We start from the raw sequence: 17965 nt of genomic DNA, 5'->3' as shown, positions 1-17965 counted from the left end.
TTTTCAATACTCCTAGATTCACACCAAATGTAAAGGGTTGATCAATTTGAAACAACTTAATTTGTTTTTAGCGTTTTTTCGAGTTGGGATGTTAGGTTATGGTGGAGGTCCTTCATCTATTCCCCTCGTTCATAAAGAGGTCGTTGATAAATATAAGTGGATGAATGACGATGAATTTTCCGATGTTTTAGCGCTAGGAAATACACTTCCAGGACCAATTGCGACAAAAATGGCGGGCTATATTGGTTATAGAGTGGCGGGTATTCTAGGGACGATAACTGCCGTATTGGCGACAATTATCCCGACAATCGTCTTAATGATTGTTTTACTAACATCTTTAGCTTCTTTTAAAGATCAACCCTGGGTTATGGGAATGACAAAAGCTGTCGTTCCAGTTGTTGGCGTGATGTTAGCAACTTTAACATGGGACTTCTTTAAAAAGTCGAAAGAAACGTTAGGTTGGGTGAACGCATCTGTCGTCATCGTAGCGAGTTTTGTCTTAATGGAGCTTATAGGAATTCACCCAGCGATATTAATTGCGTCGTTACTATTGTTTGCTTTATTGAAGAAAGACAAAGATGTGGATACACATCAAAATGTTGAAAGGGGTGTAGGAATGTGATTTATTGGTATATTTTCCTAGCCTTTTTCATTCCGGGTATCCTCGGATATGGTGGTGGACCTGCATCGATTCCGTTGGTTGAAAATGAAGTAGTTGAACGTTACGGCTGGCTAAGCACTTCCGAATTTAGTGAGGTGCTAGCGATCGGAAATGCCCTACCAGGTCCGATTGCGACAAAAATGGCGGGCTATATCGGCTTTCAACAGGGTGGTATTTTAGGAGCGGTTGTTGGGATCTTTGCAACTGTTGCTCCTTCACTCATTTTAATGATCGCACTACTTGGATTGTTATATAAATTTAAAGATTCCCCAAAAGTAAAAAGAATGACGAACTATGTACGCCCAACCATTGCGTTATTACTTGGTGTCATGACATTTGGTTTTTTCGCTACAGCCTATGTGGATGCTGGCGTCGTGCAAACGCTCATTTTAATTGTAGTGAGTTATGTCTTACTTGAAAAACTTAAGGTTCATCCAGCATACGTTATCATTGGTGCTCTTGGGTATGGGGCAATCTTTTTAGCTTAAAAATTGTTAGGTCAGAGCCATGATGGTTCTGGCCTTAACTCTATTAGTGCTTGAGTGTATACCTTTTCCACAGGAGAACGTTTGCATGTGTATGTTTGAAAGTTAGCAAAAAGACATACTATACAAATAACTTGCTTATCTCGAATTGAACGTATGATTTTATTAATTGAGATAGGTAAAACTTCTTCGGGAAAGGACAGCTATGAAACATTGGCATTTATTTTTAGCTTTTTTAAAAGTAGGACTGTTAGGCTATGGCGGAGGTCCATCTTCCATCCCACTCGTTCATAAAGAAGTGGTTGCTACGTATAAATGGATGGACACCGATGAATTTGCGGATGTGCTAGCACTTGGAAATACATTACCAGGACCAATTGCAACAAAGATGGCAGGCTATATCGGCTATCGTGTTGCAGGAATATGGGGTATGATCAATGCAATTATCGCGACCATTGTTCCCACGATAATTTTAATGATTATCATATTAACTTCTTTGACCTCCTTTAAAGACCAACCATGGGTAGCGGGAATGACGAAAGCCGTTGTGCCTGTAGTTGGTGTGATGCTTGCAGTATTGACTTGGCAATTTTTTGATGGAGCAAAAAAAGGGATGGGTTGGGTTAGAACCGCAGGATTAGGCGTGTTAAGCTTGGTATTATTAGAATTATTCGGATTGCACCCTGGTATTTTAATTACGATTTTACTAGGGGCTGCTCTATTCACACGTGATAAAGAAGAAGGTGGGGCATCATCATGATTTACTGGCAGCTTTTTCTTGCCTTCTTTATTCCGGGCATCTTAGGCTATGGTGGTGGTCCAGCTTCAATACCTTTAGTTGAAAATGAAGTCGTTCATAATTATGAATGGCTAACAGTTAGTGAATTTAGTGAGGTGCTTGCCCTAGGAAATGCATTGCCTGGTCCTATCTCAACAAAGATGGCTGGATATATTGGATTCGAGCAAGCAGGAGTAGTAGGAGCAGGTATTGCTGTCTTTGCAACCGTTGCACCATCGCTTATTTTAATGATTGGTTTACTAGGGTTACTTTACAAATTTAAGGATTCACCTAAAGTAAAGAAAATGACAAATTACATCCGCCCAACAATTGCAGTCTTATTAGGATTGATGTCCATTCGTTTCTTTTTAACATCATATGAAGACACAGGAACAGGGCAAACACTGTTTTTAATTGTAGCAAGCTTTTTATTGATGGAAAAATGGAAGGTTCATCCGGCATATGTGATTGTTGGTGCGCTAGGGTATGGGGCTTTGTTTTTGTAAAATAATTTGGGGTCAAACTTATATGGTCTGACCCCTCTATTGAATCGGAAAAGGTGAGCAGGATATGAAAAAATTATTGTTAACAGGTTTTGAGCCATTCTTGGGCTTCCCGATTAATCCAACAGATGAAATTGTTAGGGCGCTAGATGGAAAAACCATAGGTGAGTATGTAGTGGTTGGAAGAATTTTACCAGTTGATTTTTCGGAATCAGCAAAACAGTGCTTAGAGCATTTTAATGAAGTGAAACCTGATGCGGTGCTTTCACTAGGTTTGGCAGCAGGTCGATCAAAAATAACACCAGAACGAATTGCAATTAATTGTCGTGATGGCGCCGAAGATAATCGTGGTGTAAAGCTTCAGGATTCGCCAATTGAAGAAGAAGGTCCAGCGGGGTATTTCTCAACACTGCCAATTCGTCGCTTTGTCGATGTTTTAGTAGAAAAAGGACTGCCAGCTACGATTTCTAATACAGCTGGAACATATCTTTGTAATAATGTCATGTACGCTGTTTTACATAAGGTTGCGCAAGATGGCCTAGACGTATGCGCTGGCTTTGTCCATATCCCCGCATCACACGAGCTTGCGATTGCCCATCCGAAATTACCGAGTTGGTCAGGAAGTGACTTGGAAAATGCAGTGGTGGCGATGATTGAGGTTTTGGGGTAGGTAGTGTTGGTAGTTTGTTTATGCACGGGGCTTGCTCATTAGATATATATTTTGAATTAGACGAGTATTTTCGTAAAATGGACGAGTATTTTTGGAAGTAGACGAGTATTTCCAAGATGTAGACGAGTATTTCCACAAAATAGACGAGTATTTCCTGTTAATTGGAAATTGCAGCATGAAGTAACGTGCTTTTTTAAAAGAAAACCAAATAAATCAAAAGGAGACCACCAAAATGACATTTTCAATTGTAGGATTTGATCCAGAAACAAAGGAATTAGGTATTGCCGTACAATCAAAGTTTCTCGGTGTAGGTTCAGTCGTTCCATGGGCTAAAGCGGGTGTTGGTGCTATCGCTACGCAATCCTATGCCAACACTTCATACGGTCCTAAAGGACTTGAGCTTATGGCTACAGGGAAAACAGCACAAGAAACATTAGATGCGCTAACTTCTGAGGATGAACAAAAAGAATTTAGACAAGCTGGAATCGTCGATGCCAACGGGAATGTTGCTACCTTCACTGGCGAAAAATGCTATGACTGGGCTGGTGGTATTACAGGGGACTACTTCGCTGCGCAAGGAAATATTTTAGTAAGTGAAGAAACAGTACAAGCAATGGGACGTACTTTCTTAGAAACTAGTGGAACCCTTGCCAAACGATTATTGAAAGCATTGGATGCTGGACAAGATGCTGGTGGAGACAGTCGAGGAATGCAATCAGCAGCCTTACTAGTCGTAAAAGAACAAGGTGGCTATGGTGGCTTTAATGATCGTTATATCGATTTACGAGTTGATGAACATCCAGATCCAATTAAAGAACTTATCAGAATCTATAATCTCCAGCAGCTCTATTTTGCACCAACCAAACTAGAAAATATTTTAGAGATCACAGGTGGTGTCAAAGAAGAATTGATTTTGGAGCTTGAAAGACATGGTTACTTAAAAGAATTTGATGGTTCTGACGGTAAACTTTATGACGCATTAACAACGTATATCCATACAGAAAACTTTGAAGCCCGCGAACAAGACAAAGGTAAAATTGATCGCGAGATATTGGAGTATATGAAACAAAATAGGTAAAACGTATCAAGCAGGTAAATTCATATTGGATTACCTGTTTTTTTAAAAGATAAAAAAGTATAAAATTTGAACACATTTTTAGTGTCTAGCTCCGGGTGCCCTGCGCTTTTCTTATCCTATCAGAGTTTATATGTTGATCCTTTTAGACTTTAAAAACAGCATAATAGATCAAAAATCCTGGTATAATATACCTTGGTCGAAGGAGGATATATTTATATACAAGCGAAAAAGATAGAGCACAATGGCGGAAAGTAAACAAAAAACTCTAGACGAAGTGGACTCTAGATGGGCTACCAAATGACGAGGAACCAACAGAAGAAAACATGGTTTAGGGAACAAGAAGAAAAGAAGAACAACCCTAAAAAATAGCGCAACCTATAAAAATGGTCTTTTTTGCAGAAACTGCAGAAAGGGCCTCTTTTTATTAACCCCTATCAGTGATTTCTAAATGGGTTCGAGTATCAAAAAAATATAACTCCGAATAAATAAAAAATGGTAACCATAAGAGCAATCTGATGCCCGAAATCTCGAAAAAAATAAAAAACGGTAACCAAAAGAGCAATCTGATGCCCGAAACTCCGAAAAAAATAAAAAACGGTAACCAAAAGGGCAATCTGATGCCCGAAATCTCGAAAAAAATAAAAAACGGTAACCAAAAGGGCAATCTGATGCCCGAAACTCCGAAAAAAATAGAAAACGGTAATCAAAAGAGCAATCTGATGCCCGAAACTCCGAAAAAAATAGAAAACGGTAATCAAAAGGGCAATCTGATGCCCGAAATCTCGAAAAAAATAAAAAACGGTAATCAAAAGAGCAATCTGATGCCCGAAATCTCGAAAAAAATAAAAAACGGTAACCAAAAGGGCAATCTGATGCCCGAAACTCCGAAAAAAATAGAAAACGGTAACCAAAAGAGCAATCTGATGCCCGAAACTCCGAAAAAAATAGAAAACGGTAATCAAAAGAGCAATCTGATGCCCGAAACTCCGAAAAAAATAGAAAACGGTAACCAAAAGGGCAATCTGATGCCCGAAACTCCGAAAAAAATAGAAAACGGTAACCAAAAGAGCAATCTGATGCCCGAAACTCCGAAAAAAATAGAAAACGGTAATCAAAAGAGCAATCTGATGCCCGAAATCTCGAAAAAAATAGAAAACGGTTATCAAAAGACGTTTTAATCGACCACCTTCTTAATGGAACCGTCTTATGCTTGTCGCCGATAGGCGGGCGCCCTGAACTTTTCTTTAGCTAATTAGCATTTATATCCATAAATTCTAAACCGCAAAAGGGCAACTACGCCTCTGTCTTCGCCCTTTGGGCTCGCCACTCGGCGAGTTTTTTTCTCCTCTTACAATAAACTTTCTGGATATATAAAGGTGCTATTTTTATAATTGCACTGAAAATATCATCCTTCTTTTAGAAGTGATGTTTTCGGATTACTACATATCTTTTCGTTAACTATAATATACTCCTGCAGATTTTGTAGAAATTCTTATTATAATTTTTCGATAACGACTATTGACGATGGACAATGAATTAAGGATAATTAAATTACTATAATTTTCTAAATATTAACAACAATGATTAAGCAACATTACTATAGTAGAAAATCCTTTCTACAGTCTTTTAATGGTAACGCTTACAAAAAAGGAGGGAATTCGACACTTGGTTATCTTTTTTATGATACTACTTATTACAGCAATCAGTCTCTTTCTCGCACTTAGGCGCAAGCTTCCTCAATTGTTATTGGTTCCTTTCGCAGCTATTTTAATTTATTTCGTCGTTGAAATCATACTGTTTCCTGCACCTTTGTTCGACACTTTAAAATTCATCTTAAACCTTAGGTAATCTACCGACATGTTAGAAATACTACACTCAGCCTAACTTATCATCTGTACTGAGTGAAGTTGATCTTATATACCAAAGGAAAAGGTAGGTGGTCTAATAGTATCAACTTAAGTAGTACAGTGAATTATTAATGGAGGTGGACTTGTTGAAGAAAATCGATAAAAAACTAGCGGATGGGTATTTCCGGGAAAGAACACGAAACATCGTTATTTATTTAATTATTTGGTTTATCGTTTCATTTGGTGTTGTATTGTTGGCAGAGCCATTTAGTAACTTTTCAATTAACGGTTTCCCATTTCACTACTTTATGGGTGCCCAAGGTGCTGTCGTAACGTTCATTATCCTTCTGTTCGTAAACGCAAAGCTTAGTGACAATATTGATCGCAAATATGGAATTGATGAAAGTAAAAACGAACAAATTAGTTCTGGGAAAGTTCTTGATCATTAACTAACAGATAATTTAAGCTTTCGAAAAAGGGGGATGAAATGTGGATACACAGTTTTTGGTCTCATTAACCATTATTTTAATTACTTTTGGGCTTTATATTGGAATTGCCGTTTATAACACAGCAAAAGCAACATCTGATTTCTATGTAGCGGGTCGCGGGGTGCCACCAATTTTTAATGGTATGGCAATTGGAGCGGATTGGATGAGTGCAGCTTCCTTCATTGGTATGGCTGGAACGATCATGCTGTTAGGATATGACGGACTTGCCTATATCATGGGGTGGACCGGAGGATATTTATTATTAACCTTCTTGCTTGCTCCACAGTTGCGTAAGTATGGTCGTTATACAGTGCCAGAATTTATCGGGGACCGCTACAATAGCCATACTGCTCGTATTATTGCAGCAATATGTACAATCATTATCAGTTTTACATACTCAATTGGCCAGCTTTCAGGATCTGGAGTAGTAATTGGGCGTTTATTTGAAATTGATGCAAAACTTGGAACAATGATTGGGGTTGTCCTGATAGCATTCTACGCAGCGTTTGGTGGGATGAAAGGGATTACATGGACACAGGTTGCACAGTATGTCATTCTAATTATTGCGTACTTAATTCCTGTAATCTTTATGTCCCTACAAATTACTGGAAATCCAGCTCCTTGGTTGTCATATGGAAAAATCGTATCAGAGATGGGTGAACTTGATCGCCAATTAGGAATCTCCGAATACTTTGCACCCTTTACGAACGGAACGAAGTGGCAATTCTTAGCGTTAATGTTTACATTAATGGCTGGAACAGCAGGGCTTCCACATGTTATTGTACGTTTCTATACAGTATCAACGATGAAAGCTGCTCGTTGGTCAGGTGCATGGGCACTACTTTTTATCGGTTTACTATATTTATCAGCACCAGCCTATGCAGCGTTTTCACGTTTTATTTTAATGAAAAATGTTGTTGGACAAAAGCTTACTGCACTTCCAACATGGACTGAATCATGGGTTAATACAGGAAAATTACAATTAGCCGATGGCAATGGGGACGGAATTTTACAATGGCAAGAACTAACAATTGCAAATGACATTGTCGTTATGGCAACTCCGGAAATTGCAAATTTAGGAGTATTTGTTATTGGTCTAGTAGCAGCGGGGGCAATGGCAGCTGCATTATCAACAGCAGGAGGACTAATGATTGCAATCTCATCTTCCTTTGCTCATGATATTTACTACCGTGTTATGAAGCCAGATGCTACTGAGAAAAAGCGCTTAAGTGTTGCACGATGGTCAATCGTTATTGCGACATTATTTGCGGGTCTTATTGCACTTAACCCACCAGGGGCAATCACGCAAATTGTTGCATGGGCATTTGCATTAGCTTCAGGAACCTTCTTCCCAGCTCTTCTACTCGGGGTTTGGTGGAAACGATCAAACTCATATGGTGTGACATGGGGTATGATTGTCGGACTTGGCGTAACGTTAACGTATATTTTTGCAGCGAAATACGGTGGCTTCACCATCGCTGGTATCATTGATACAGGAGCGGGTGTCTTTGGTGCAACAGCTGCCATCTTAACAAACGTTATCGTGTCATTACGGACAGAAGCTCCTTCACAAGAAACGCAAGATGAGGTTATGGATCTTCGTTATCCGGAGCAAATGACCTACAAAGACGGTGAAGTTTGGTTGAAGGAGGATTCATCAATCTAAGTTAAGTATGTTAAGTATTAAAAAACTGATTTGATTGGGGGGGGGAAGGCACTTGACTTCAGCGGGAAGTAGAGGAAAGGTCGAGACCCCGAAAGACGGAACGTAGAGGAGGCTCCCGGATATCCCCGCCAAAGGCAAGTGCCTGGACCGGAAATCAACGGGAAAACTTAATAGAACTATCCAAAATAACAAGAATCCTTGAGTAAACAGCTTTTTAAAAATGAGGGCTAGCTATGTAAAAACAAGAATCTCTATATGAGAAAATAAAGTTTCATCCATTTTTTCAAGGGGTCGAAAAAGAACAGACCCTTGAATTACTAAACCTCTGCAAACTTAAAACATTTGAACAATCGACTATTATGTTTCATGCTAATGAGCAGCGAGAGGGTCTCCTTTTGCTGCTTTCTGGCATTGCAGAGGTATATGTAGCATCAAAAGAAACAACAAGTCGCAGAAGAAGTACTTGAGGTAGTCCAAAAGGGAGAAATGATCGGATTTTCAAGCTTAGCCGACTTTCTAGTAGTTTCAAAAAAGGACCAAAAGCCTGAACATTTAGTAGAAGTGCGAGCAGTAGAAAAAACGGAAGTGCTACTAATTCATTTTTCCGTCATTACGAAAAGATGGGATGATACGAATCTACATGACTATTTGCTAACACAGGTGTCGATTAGGTTAAAGGATATTTATGTGTCACTAGTTGAACAAGTAAAATTGGCTTGGCATATTGGTGTAAGCGGTGAAGCCATTGTTGCAAAAGTACAAGATATTATGTCATCACCTATTAATTCAGTAACTTCAAAGGACTCAATTTAAATAGTTGCAAAAAAAATGATACAACAACATACTAGTTCAGTTTTAGTAGTAGATGAGGAAGAAATCCGAGGAATCATTACGGAAAGAGATTTAGTAGAACATGTAATAGGTAATGCAAAATCTTATACAGACCATGCAGAAACGATTATGACTCTAGATCCAATTACGATTAGTAGATTTGATTAGCTGAAGAAATTGTATGCTTGTTTTGAAGCAGCAGGTTATGAATGTTTCAAAGGAATATGATAGCGAGTTATCCAATTTGGAGAGGTACTGTTACTCAGGTCGCAAGACCGTTTACGGACTTTTAGTGTTCAGTCAACAAACCAGAATTTATTGTTAGCGCAAAACTTCTTTTTGTATCGGTATGTCTTTGGTAGTCAGGATTTACATCACCAGTTTGAACAGAAAATTACTGAGCAACTGGCAAGAGGAAAATATTTATCTACCGTTTAACTGAGGTCGAAAAAGAAAACCATATTCCAACTCTAGACCATCCTATCCGTTCATTGTTCAGACTGACCGAAAACAATTAGATATGAAAAAAGAAGTATTATTTCATTATCATCATAGCCTCCAAATCTTAAGTCTAGTAAATGGAATCGTTTCAGGCACGCCGATTGATAGAATGAATAAACTAGTAAATAAAAAAGTGCTATCAGCTAACTTTGCTAAGGATATCGAAACAGCAGTTACGGAGATTATGTCAATTTATGTGAAACAAAGATGGAAACAATACCAGCAAAAAGAACCGACTACATCAGTACTAAACTTTACCCATCTTACTTCAAGAGAGAAGGAAGATCTAATCTTGAGTCTAAGACTTTAAGGGGATTACAAAGTCTTGTATTTTCACATTTTTAAAAATGTTTGAACACAGTTTTAGTGTCTAGTTCCGCGTGCCCAGCGACTAGTGGACTTCCCTCTCCTCCTTACGATAAGTCAACATCGAATCGCTATGCGCTCTTCGTGTTTCCTTTATCACATGCGGATCAGTCCAGTCCATACGTCGCTAAACAGGCACGCTCCACTTTTCTATAGAGGAGGAAAAGGGATTGTTCTTAAATAGAAAATCAATAACTTGCAATCTTAATGATGACATACCCTTATCTACACCTTTTGAAGAGCTAACTTTTAAAGTATTTGATACAGAAACGACAGGGTTTCATGTGGCGACAACAGATCGATTGATTGAAAGTGGGGCAGTAACGGTTAATGGGTTAGAGGTACGAGAAATCGACAAATTCCACACATATGTGAATCCAAAACGACAAATTTCTCGGGAAATAATTGAGTTAACTGGTATTTCCAATGCAATGGTAGAGAATGCACTTGAATCCTTTGAAGCCATCACTGATTTTTTTCAATTTGTTGAAAAACAGGAAAGCACATGTTTAGTAGGACGCTATCTAGCATTTGATTTGTTGGTGCTAAAAAATGAATTAAAACGTGAGAAGCTATCTTTTAAAAAACCTACTACCATTGATACGCTAGATTTTATCGGATATATCGCACCTTCATTTGATATGAGAGATTTAGAAAGATACGCAATGGCCTTTGGAACAAGAATTTATGAGCGTCATACCGCATTAGGTGATGCGCTAACAACAGCTTACCTTTTTGTAGAGTTAGTATGGCAGTTTAAAAACAGAGGGTATAAGACCTGGGGAGAGCTGCTTTAGGCGACGGAGAGTCAGTCAAGGAAAGTGTTTTTCTAATAAAAATTGGTTCACCTATTAGGAGTAGGTGAACCGTTATTTATTTACTACTATTTCACTTTAAAAGAAATTTTAGTTTTAGCATCCGGCCAAGCATTATCCTTATCAGCTAACCAAAACTCAATCTCATAATTTCCTGGTTTTAAATCATTTAATGTATCATTAAATGTTAATTCTTCGCCTTGCTTTAATTCAATTTCAGCGTATTCTAATATAAACATTTTATCCATTGAATATTGGTAAATTTCTTTTCCATCCTTATATAAATCGTAGTCAAAACGTTGCCCACTTGTAAATTCAAGTGTTTGCACTTTTTCTGTTTGATTTTTCACTTTATACGTAAAATCAAATGAACCATTTTTATTTTCAACGTAAGTAAGTGAAGGTTCTAACGTGCCTGCTACAATTCCGCCATTTGTAAAGAGCATTTGATAAGTTTGATAAATACTTTGCACTAGATCACCACGTGTTGCTTTAGCGGTATAATCATCAGCTTTTCCAAGTAACTCTTCTGTTAATGCAGCAGCTAGATAGCCTTGTGCCCAGTCAGAACCAGGAAGCCAAATCGAAGCATAATCACCAGTGTCAAGCTCCGTAACCTTAACTAGAACTGAAGCAAGCTCTTCTAGTGTTACATGTTTATTGGGAAGGAATTTTCCTTCGCTACCTTCCATATATCCTGCATCTACAACAGCTTCTATTTCATCTTTTGCCCAGTGCTTTTTTAAATCTTTAAAAGAATGCTTACCCTTTACTTCTAATTCCAACATACGATCAATGACAACCGCTAATTCTGCTCTTGTCATTTTTTTATCTAAATGTGCTTTCCCATCTGCTTTGCCTTTAAATATTTCTTTATCTTGTAAAAAAGCATACTTTTCGTTAAGTGTTAAAACTTTTTTTATAACTTCAAGGCAAGTAACTTCGCCTTCTCCACAATTACTATCAACAGCTGCATATGTTGGATTAAAGATAGAAGCAGCTAACGTTAGACTAAGTAAGCCTGTTATTAATGGTTTTTTCATTAGTTATTTCCTCCATTTAAAAATAAATATGAAGTATATATGTTTTCACCAAGTTTGGTATCTAGGTCCATGCCGTAAATTAAATTTCATGCGTGTGAGCGAAAAGCGGGCGCCTTCGCTTTTCTATACATTCATATTGTTAGACGTAAAGATAGCGGATGAGTTACAAAAAAAATATAAAATTTTTCCAATCCCTGTATTTGTTGTTAAAACGCATACAAATAGAACTTTTTGATCATGAAAAGAAGTAAGTTTTCAAAAAAATTAGATAAAACCCTTGTCCCTCTTGACATTTATGACATATTCCCTCAACCAAGCTAATAAAATGATTACAAACCTATAAAAGAGAGTGTTTGAGGTGAGGACTCGTAAATCGCCTTCGAAGTCTTAGTAATGCTTATAGCCAACGTCAGAAAAACAGAGGTACTTCTTCGTTGAAACCTTGTGCGGAACTCATTTCACACTTCTCACATCCATTTCAGGGAGGGCGAGTAGTGTGCACGATTACATCAAAGAGCGTACTATCAAGATTGGAAAGTATATTGTAGAGACTAAGAAAACGGTTCGCGTGATTGCGAAAGAATTTGGCGTTTCAAAAAGTACTGTCCATAAAGATCTGACAGAGAGGCTTCCAGATATCAATCCTGAGTTAGCAAATGAAGTTAAAGAAATTCTTGATTATCATAAATCAATAAGACATTTGCGTGGTGGAGAGGCTACAAAATTAAAATATAGGAAAGATGAGGAACTACAAGAAGAACCAGTAAAATAACCTTACGCATTCAACTTAATTCTTGCAATATCGACAAAATCTTACAACATTTTGTATCTTTTTTTACAATTTCATACTTTATATTTAAAAATATGATACAATATATTATTAGGAAAATGTACTTAGCCATCAGTTGCAAGGAGGAAAGTTATCGAATGTTAGCAAGAGATATTGGTATAGATCTTGGTACCGCAAACGTACTAATCCATGTTAAAGGAAAAGGGATAGTATTAAATGAACCCTCTGTAGTTGCGCTTGATAAAAATACAGGAAGAGTTCTAGCTGTCGGTGAAGAAGCAAGAAGAATGGTTGGACGTACACCAGGGAATATAGTTGCGATTCGACCATTAAAAGATGGAGTAATTGCCGATTTTGACGTAACAGAAGCAATGCTGAAGCATTTTATAAACAAGTTGAACGTAAAAGGATTCTTATCAAAACCACGCATCTTGATTTGCTGCCCAACAAATATTACATCAGTTGAGCAAAAGGCGATTAGAGAAGCAGCTGAAAAAAGTGGCGGCAAAAAGATTTATCTTGAGGAAGAACCAAAAGTAGCAGCAATTGGAGCTGGAATGGATATTTTCCAACCTAGCGGAAATATGGTTGTGGATATAGGCGGTGGAACTACTGATGTTGCCGTGTTATCAATGGGCGATATTGTCACCGCCTCTTCCATTAAAATGGCTGGGGACAAGTTCGATCAAGAAATTCTAAGCTACATAAAGCGTGAATACAAGCTTCTAATCGGTGAGAGAACGTCAGAAGACATAAAAATAAAAGTTGCAACTGTATTCCCAGGTGCACGTCAAGAAGAAATTGATATTCGTGGACGTGATATGGTCACTGGGTTACCACGGACAATTACGGTTAGATCTCATGAAATTGAAAAAGCGTTGCATGAACCAGTTTCAATGATTGTCCAAGCTTCAAAAAGTGTGTTAGAAAGAACACCGCCTGAGCTTTCTGCCGATATTATTGACCGTGGTGTAATACTAACTGGTGGTGGAGCACTACTCCATGGAATTGATCAGTTACTGGCTGACCAATTAAAAGTACCAGTTTTGATTGCGGAAAATCCAATGGAATGTGTTGCGATTGGAACAGGCATTATGCTTGAAAACTTGGACAGGCTTCCTAAATCAAAATTTATTTAATGTCATATTGGACAAGCATTAACGATAGGAAATATTTGGTTCGTGATGAATGCTAATTATTCTTTTATAATTAGAAGAAGATGATGAAAGAATGGCTAGTCGAAAATAGAGGTGAAGGTCTAATGTTAAGAGGCTTGTATAGTGCTGCGTCTGGCATGTTAACACAACAACGCCGTACTGAAATGTTAACAAACAATATGGCGAATGCAAATACACCAGGCTTTAAAGCAGATCAAGCATCACTTCGTGCATTTCCAGAACTGCTCTTACAGCGATTAGAATCAGTTCAAACGCCAACTGGTACCAGTAAGCAGTTTTCGAGGTCAACTCCGATTGGTAGTCTTAATACAGGAGTGTATATGCAAGAAGCTATCCCCTTGTTTAGACAAGGCGATATTCGTGAAACAGGTCGTAAAACGGACATAGCTTTAGTTGACAGCAATCTCCCGGAGAATGGTGCGTTATTTTTTACAGTTCAAAATGAAACTGGAGACGTACGATATACTCGGAACGGAAACTTCACACAGGATGCGTCTGGATTTTTAACGACAAATGAAGGCTATTTTGTCCTAGATGAACTAGGAAATCCTATTCAACTACAGAATACTGACTTTACTATTTCATCAAACGGTACGATTATAGATGGTAACCAAGAAACTGGGCGGATTAATATTGCATTCGCTGAAAATGCTAGTGACCTCATCAAAGAAGGTAATGGATTATATAGTCTTGAAGGTGATCCATTACAAAGTGCATTAAATAATCCAGAAATTGGTTTTTCACTTTCACAAGGCTTTATTGAGCGTTCAAATGTAGATGTGTCTCAAACAATGACAGAACTAATGACGGCATACCGAGCTTTCGAAGCAAATCAGAAAATACTACAGGCCTATGACAAAAGTATGGAAAAGGCTGTAAATGAAATAGGTCGGTTACGATAAAGTGAAACTTTAATCAGTGGGGGTTTTCTTCATCCACACTGATTGATAGTTGAACTTATAACGCTAGGGGAGCGCGCACGTCCTATCCCGCAACGCCTTACTTGCACACCCTATGCTTCGTCAGACCTTAGGGACAGTTGATCCCACACCTAATCCATGAGTTCTCTAAGTTTTGAAGTGTGGGTCTTACTGCCCGTTAAGCGTAGGATAAATTATACTGCTTACTGTTGTTGCCTTTAAAAAGGTTGGTGACAACAGAGGCTTCTATCGTTTCATTCAGGAGGAATTCAGATGAATCGCTCAATGATTACAGCAACGAATACGATGAGTCAGCTTCAAAAGCAACTGGATATAATTGGTCAGAATATGTCCAATGTTAGTACAACCGGTTATAAAAGACGTGAAGTCAATTTCAGTGAGCTTTTATTCCAACAGTTTAATAATCAGCCTGTTGATGGGAATGATGTTGGCCGCCTAACTCCGAATGGGATTAGACAAGGAGTGGGAGCAAAGCTTGGGTCTACCAATGCTGTATTCACACAAGGGACCATTACCACGACAGAGCGCCAACTTGATTTAGCATTAACAAAAGAAGGACAATTTCTTCAAGTTCAAGTTGAGGAAAATGGTGAACAAGTTACAAGATATACAAGGGATGGATCTTTGTATTTATCTCCAGTAGGGGATGGTTCGGGTCTTGTAATGCTTGTTACAAGTGAAGGCTTCCCAGTTCTTGATCAAGACGGAGCTCCAATTGCTTTTGAAGATGATTTTTCTGATCTAACGATATCATCAACTGGAACAATCATAGTAAAACCAACTAATCAAGCTGATCCATCTGAGGTATTCGAACTATCTGTCGTCTTGTTGCACCGTCCGCAGCTGTTAGAAGCTAAAGGAAATAATTTATTTGCGTTACCCAATCTTGCTGATCTAAATATTGGTGTAGAAGATGTATTAACTTTATTAGAAGGCGACATCCGTGAACAAATTGGTATTTTGCAAGGTGCTCTCGAACAATCAAATGTTGATTTAACAACGGAAATGTCAGAACTGTTGGTAACACAACGATCTTATCAATTTAATGCGAAATCGATTTCCATTGCTGACCAAATGATGGGTCTTGTTAATGGAATAAGATAAAAGGGGAATTTTAAGTGGCTACCGATCTTAACAATACACAAGAAAAGTCGCGTACTAGTTTACGTAAAGCTCGTACAGAAGAAGAAACGAAACTAAATAATAAGCAGCAAAAGCGGAGAAATAAGATCCGTATTCGCCTTATACCTATATGGCTTCGTCTAGTTCTTATAGCGATTCTTCTAGCACTTAGTGCGATAAGTGGTGTTGTTGTTGGCTACGGGGTCATCGGGGATGGTAAAGTTTCAGACGCTTTTAAAAAATCAACCTGGGTTCATATAATTGACCTTGTTGAAAAAGACAATGTAAAATAAACGTTTGGTAAGGGTGTCAGCCAGGGAGGTTGACACCCTTCGTGTACTATCAGAAATTAGATGTGAAAACATAAAAGTTTGTACCTAGTTTTAGTGTCTAGCTCCGTGCGCCCTGCACTTTGCTTTATTGTAAGACTCCAAAAGATGGACAGAATGCTTTATAATAATAGTACATCCATAAAGGAGGAAAATACATATGTTAGATGCAACTCAAATTAAAGAGATTATTCCACACCGTTATCCGTTTTTACTTGTTGATCGAATTCTAGAAATTGAAGAAGGAAAGCGGGCCGTTGGTCTTAAAAACGTAAGTAGCAATGAAGAATACTTTAATGGACATTTTCCAGACTATCCTGTAATGCCAGGTGTACTCATTGTTGAGGCGCTTGCACAGGTAGGAGCAGTTGCGATCCTAAAACAAGAAGAAAACCGTGGTCGGTTAGCATTTTTCGCTGGGATTGATAACTGCCGTTTTAAAAAGCAAGTAAGACCAGGTGATCAACTCCGTTTAGAGGTTGAAATCGTTCGTTTACGTGGTTCACTTGGAAAAGGAAAAGCTGTTGCAACAGTTGACGGCGAAATTGTATGTGAGACAGAAATTATGTTTGCACTAGGTGATAAACAATAGTTTAGTGTGATCTATGCAGTAAAAATAAAATAATGAAGATAGTCGGCCTTACCCAAGGTCGGCTATTTTTTACTGTTTAGGAAATTACAAAATTGTAAGGTTGTGTATAACTTCGAGTCTTTGTCTATCTACGTCCAGCTCCAGGCGCCATCGGCTTGAGTTCATAAGCCAAGCCGTCTGGAAGGTAAAGAACAAGCCGGCTTGTCTTATGCTTGTCGCCGATAGGCGGGCGCCCTGCGCTTTTCTTAATAAATTTACTTTTCTATGCAAGTAAAATGGTTTTTGGGGAAAGATAGTCACAGACCGAAATTTAATTTTACAGGTCAACTATACTTACTAACCTTTGAAAGGAGAGTTTATATGAGTAAAAAATGGTATGCAACGTTTGCAGGACCTCTTCTTGCGGCAATGTTAATTACTGGTTGTGCAGCTGACGATCAAGATCCGCCACCAGATGATACTCAACTGGAAAATGATGTTGAGGACGAAATGGGTGATACAACCGGTAACGGTGGTAACGGTGGAACAGGAGACATAGGAACAGGTGAAGAAGGTACACCTGGAGATGTGACAGAAAACGGTACTGACACTGGAACTGGGAATAATGATACAGGAACAGGCGGAGACGCAGGTAATGGTGCTGGAACAGGAACTGGTGGCGACGCTGGAACTGGTGATGTAACAGGTGACGAAAACAAAGACGAAGAGTAAAAAATGAATGTAAACTGACGGAGAACTGATTTCTACTTGGTTCTCCTTTTTAATTGTTAAGGAATTTACACTAGCGTTGCATAAAAAAATTATGAAAAAGTCAAGAGTGTAAAAAAGGTATATTTTTGAATATCATTCCAAAATATGACATAACAGAATATTCTGTATTTTTATCTTTAGGTTAATTGAGAAAAAAGGGTAAGGGGTCCTATTTGAAGGTAGTCCTTATCCATAATTTTACAAATAAACAGGGTCATATGTTAATTCATCTAAATGCTGAACATCTCCTTTTTCAAACTGTGCTAGGGTTTCAGTGAAAACCTGTTCATGGTTTAGTCGCCTTCGACCATCTGATGATCGATCAGGCCTTTCAAAAAGTGCTTTTACAAAATTGAAGAAGCATTTCGACCAATATTCACCTAAAAACTCAAGCATATCAAGGAGGGTTCCTTGATAACTTACTTTTTTCTTCATCAATAAAGTTAGACAAAAGGTGATCATAGCTATGTAAATTTGATTGTAAACGGCATTTGCGCTTTTTCCATAACATTTTTTAATGACCAAATGCTG

General features: G+C 38.2%; 21 protein-coding genes and 1 pseudogene. 20 read left to right on the top strand and 2 right to left on the bottom strand.

The genetic code is table 11. The features are described from left to right. Positions 1 to 46 precede the first annotated feature (46 nt). The 13 genes from PY093_RS07585 (at position 47) to PY093_RS07525 (ending at position 10671) form a co-directional block, all read left to right on the top strand. Positions 47 to 622: a chromate transporter gene (locus PY093_RS07585; RefSeq protein ID WP_275645282.1), complete on the top strand. Its 576-nt coding sequence runs from the start codon at positions 47 to 49 to the stop codon at positions 620 to 622. Continuing rightward, positions 619 to 1149 (top strand): chromate transporter, encoded by a 531-nt coding sequence (locus PY093_RS07580; protein WP_275645281.1) that lies wholly within the window; start codon positions 619 to 621, stop codon positions 1147 to 1149. Before PY093_RS07585 ends, PY093_RS07580 begins: the two co-directional genes overlap by 4 nt. Positions 1150 to 1351: 202 nt before the next feature. After that, positions 1352 to 1906 (top strand): chromate transporter, encoded by a 555-nt coding sequence (locus PY093_RS07575; RefSeq protein WP_275645280.1) that lies wholly within the window; start codon positions 1352 to 1354, stop codon positions 1904 to 1906. Further along, positions 1903 to 2430 (top strand): chromate transporter, encoded by a 528-nt coding sequence (locus PY093_RS07570; RefSeq protein WP_275645279.1) that lies wholly within the window; start codon positions 1903 to 1905, stop codon positions 2428 to 2430. The genes PY093_RS07575 and PY093_RS07570 overlap by 4 nt, the downstream gene beginning before the upstream one ends. 64 nt (positions 2431 to 2494) lie before the next feature. Further along, positions 2495 to 3097: a pyroglutamyl-peptidase I gene (gene pcp, locus PY093_RS07565; protein ID WP_275645278.1), complete on the top strand. Its 603-nt coding sequence runs from the start codon at positions 2495 to 2497 to the stop codon at positions 3095 to 3097. A 232-nt stretch (positions 3098 to 3329) separates the two neighbouring features. Next, a complete protein-coding gene (locus PY093_RS07560; protein WP_275645277.1) occupies positions 3330 to 4175 on the top strand; it encodes a DUF1028 domain-containing protein in 846 nt (281 codons plus the stop codon). 515 nt (positions 4176 to 4690) lie between these two features. Continuing rightward, positions 4691 to 5353 carry a hypothetical protein gene (locus tag PY093_RS07555; RefSeq protein WP_275645276.1) on the top strand — a complete coding sequence of 221 codons (663 nt, stop codon included), beginning with the start codon at positions 4691 to 4693 and terminating at the stop codon, positions 5351 to 5353. Between the two features lie 815 nt (positions 5354 to 6168). After that, positions 6169 to 6471 carry a DUF4212 domain-containing protein gene (locus PY093_RS07550; protein ID WP_275645275.1) on the top strand — a complete coding sequence of 101 codons (303 nt, stop codon included), beginning with the start codon at positions 6169 to 6171 and terminating at the stop codon, positions 6469 to 6471. 40 nt (positions 6472 to 6511) lie between these two features. Then, positions 6512 to 8176 (top strand): sodium:solute symporter family protein, encoded by a 1665-nt coding sequence (locus PY093_RS07545; RefSeq protein ID WP_275645274.1) that lies wholly within the window; start codon positions 6512 to 6514, stop codon positions 8174 to 8176. 486 nt (positions 8177 to 8662) lie between these two features. Next, positions 8663 to 8989: a hypothetical protein gene (locus tag PY093_RS07540; protein ID WP_275645273.1), complete on the top strand. Its 327-nt coding sequence runs from the start codon at positions 8663 to 8665 to the stop codon at positions 8987 to 8989. A gap of 15 nt (positions 8990 to 9004) precedes the next feature. After that, positions 9005 to 9175, top strand: coding sequence for a CBS domain-containing protein (locus tag PY093_RS07535; protein ID WP_275645272.1), 171 nt, complete (start codon positions 9005 to 9007; stop codon positions 9173 to 9175). A gap of 352 nt (positions 9176 to 9527) precedes the next feature. Then, entirely contained in the window at positions 9528 to 9818 is a 291-nt protein-coding gene (locus tag PY093_RS07530) for a putative nucleotidyltransferase substrate binding domain-containing protein (protein ID WP_275645271.1), read from the top strand. Between the two features lie 226 nt (positions 9819 to 10044). Then, positions 10045 to 10671: a 3'-5' exonuclease gene (locus tag PY093_RS07525; RefSeq protein WP_275645270.1), complete on the top strand. Its 627-nt coding sequence runs from the start codon at positions 10045 to 10047 to the stop codon at positions 10669 to 10671. Positions 10672 to 10757: 86 nt separating this feature from the next. On the opposite strand, the gene PY093_RS07520 is transcribed toward PY093_RS07525, so the two are convergent. Then, a complete protein-coding gene (locus PY093_RS07520; RefSeq protein ID WP_275645269.1) occupies positions 10758 to 11732 on the bottom strand; it encodes a BsuPI-related putative proteinase inhibitor in 975 nt (324 codons plus the stop codon). Positions 11733 to 12228: 496 nt separating this feature from the next. Between PY093_RS07520 and spoIIID the strand changes: the two genes are divergently transcribed. The 7 genes from spoIIID (at position 12229) to PY093_RS07485 (ending at position 17395) form a co-directional block, all read left to right on the top strand. After that, positions 12229 to 12504 carry a sporulation transcriptional regulator SpoIIID gene (spoIIID, locus tag PY093_RS07515; protein ID WP_275645268.1) on the top strand — a complete coding sequence of 92 codons (276 nt, stop codon included), beginning with the start codon at positions 12229 to 12231 and terminating at the stop codon, positions 12502 to 12504. A 155-nt stretch (positions 12505 to 12659) separates the two neighbouring features. Next, the gene (gene mreB, locus PY093_RS07510) at positions 12660 to 13661 is read left to right on the top strand and encodes a rod shape-determining protein (RefSeq protein ID WP_275645267.1); all 1002 of its coding nucleotides are present in this window, start codon (positions 12660 to 12662) and stop codon (positions 13659 to 13661) included. 122 nt (positions 13662 to 13783) lie between these two features. Beyond that, positions 13784 to 14602 (top strand): flagellar hook-basal body protein, encoded by an 819-nt coding sequence (locus PY093_RS07505; RefSeq protein ID WP_275645405.1) that lies wholly within the window; start codon positions 13784 to 13786, stop codon positions 14600 to 14602. 291 nt (positions 14603 to 14893) lie between these two features. After that, complete coding sequence (locus tag PY093_RS07500) at positions 14894 to 15745, top strand: flagellar hook-basal body protein (RefSeq protein WP_275645266.1); 852 nt, start codon at positions 14894 to 14896, stop codon at positions 15743 to 15745. 14 nt (positions 15746 to 15759) lie between these two features. After that, complete coding sequence (locus PY093_RS07495; protein ID WP_275645265.1) at positions 15760 to 16056, top strand: DNA-directed RNA polymerase subunit beta; 297 nt, start codon at positions 15760 to 15762, stop codon at positions 16054 to 16056. A 196-nt stretch (positions 16057 to 16252) separates the two neighbouring features. Beyond that, complete coding sequence (gene fabZ / locus PY093_RS07490; RefSeq protein ID WP_275645264.1) at positions 16253 to 16684, top strand: 3-hydroxyacyl-ACP dehydratase FabZ; 432 nt, start codon at positions 16253 to 16255, stop codon at positions 16682 to 16684. Positions 16685 to 17044: 360 nt separating this feature from the next. After that, positions 17045 to 17395 (top strand): hypothetical protein, encoded by a 351-nt coding sequence (locus tag PY093_RS07485; RefSeq protein WP_275645263.1) that lies wholly within the window; start codon positions 17045 to 17047, stop codon positions 17393 to 17395. A gap of 237 nt (positions 17396 to 17632) precedes the next feature. On the opposite strand, the pseudogene PY093_RS07480 reads toward PY093_RS07485, so the two are convergent. Further along, positions 17633 to 17965, bottom strand: a pseudogene (locus tag PY093_RS07480) (IS4 family transposase); the annotation flags it as partial.

Origin of the sequence: Cytobacillus sp. S13-E01 (assembly GCF_029193815.1) — a bacterium.
Classification (GTDB): Bacteria; Bacillota; Bacilli; order Bacillales; family Bacillaceae_L; genus Bacillus_BV.
This window is presented reverse-complemented; position numbering and strand designations above follow the sequence as displayed.

Excerpts from the sequence above, each read along its gene's own strand:
- PY093_RS07575 (WP_275645280.1), top strand. The coding sequence starts at position 1,352 with ATGAAACATTGGCATTTATTTTTAGCTTTTTTAAAAGTAGGACTGTTA.
- PY093_RS07570 (WP_275645279.1), top strand. The coding sequence starts at position 1,903 with ATGATTTACTGGCAGCTTTTTCTTGCCTTCTTTATTCCGGGCATCTTA.
- pcp (WP_275645278.1), top strand. The coding sequence starts at position 2,495 with ATGAAAAAATTATTGTTAACAGGTTTTGAGCCATTCTTGGGCTTCCCG.
- PY093_RS07560 (WP_275645277.1), top strand. The coding sequence starts at position 3,330 with ATGACATTTTCAATTGTAGGATTTGATCCAGAAACAAAGGAATTAGGT.
- PY093_RS07555 (WP_275645276.1), top strand. The coding sequence starts at position 4,691 with ATGCCCGAAATCTCGAAAAAAATAAAAAACGGTAACCAAAAGAGCAAT.
- PY093_RS07540 (WP_275645273.1), top strand. The coding sequence starts at position 8,663 with ATGATCGGATTTTCAAGCTTAGCCGACTTTCTAGTAGTTTCAAAAAAG.
- PY093_RS07535 (WP_275645272.1), top strand. The coding sequence starts at position 9,005 with ATGATACAACAACATACTAGTTCAGTTTTAGTAGTAGATGAGGAAGAA.
- PY093_RS07530 (WP_275645271.1), top strand. The coding sequence starts at position 9,528 with ATGAAAAAAGAAGTATTATTTCATTATCATCATAGCCTCCAAATCTTA.
- PY093_RS07520 (WP_275645269.1), bottom strand. The coding sequence starts at position 11,732 with ATGAAAAAACCATTAATAACAGGCTTACTTAGTCTAACGTTAGCTGCT.
- mreB (WP_275645267.1), top strand. The coding sequence starts at position 12,660 with ATGTTAGCAAGAGATATTGGTATAGATCTTGGTACCGCAAACGTACTA.
- PY093_RS07505 (WP_275645405.1), top strand. The coding sequence starts at position 13,784 with ATGTTAAGAGGCTTGTATAGTGCTGCGTCTGGCATGTTAACACAACAA.
- PY093_RS07500 (WP_275645266.1), top strand. The coding sequence starts at position 14,894 with ATGAATCGCTCAATGATTACAGCAACGAATACGATGAGTCAGCTTCAA.
- fabZ (WP_275645264.1), top strand. The coding sequence starts at position 16,253 with ATGTTAGATGCAACTCAAATTAAAGAGATTATTCCACACCGTTATCCG.
- PY093_RS07485 (WP_275645263.1), top strand. The coding sequence starts at position 17,045 with ATGAGTAAAAAATGGTATGCAACGTTTGCAGGACCTCTTCTTGCGGCA.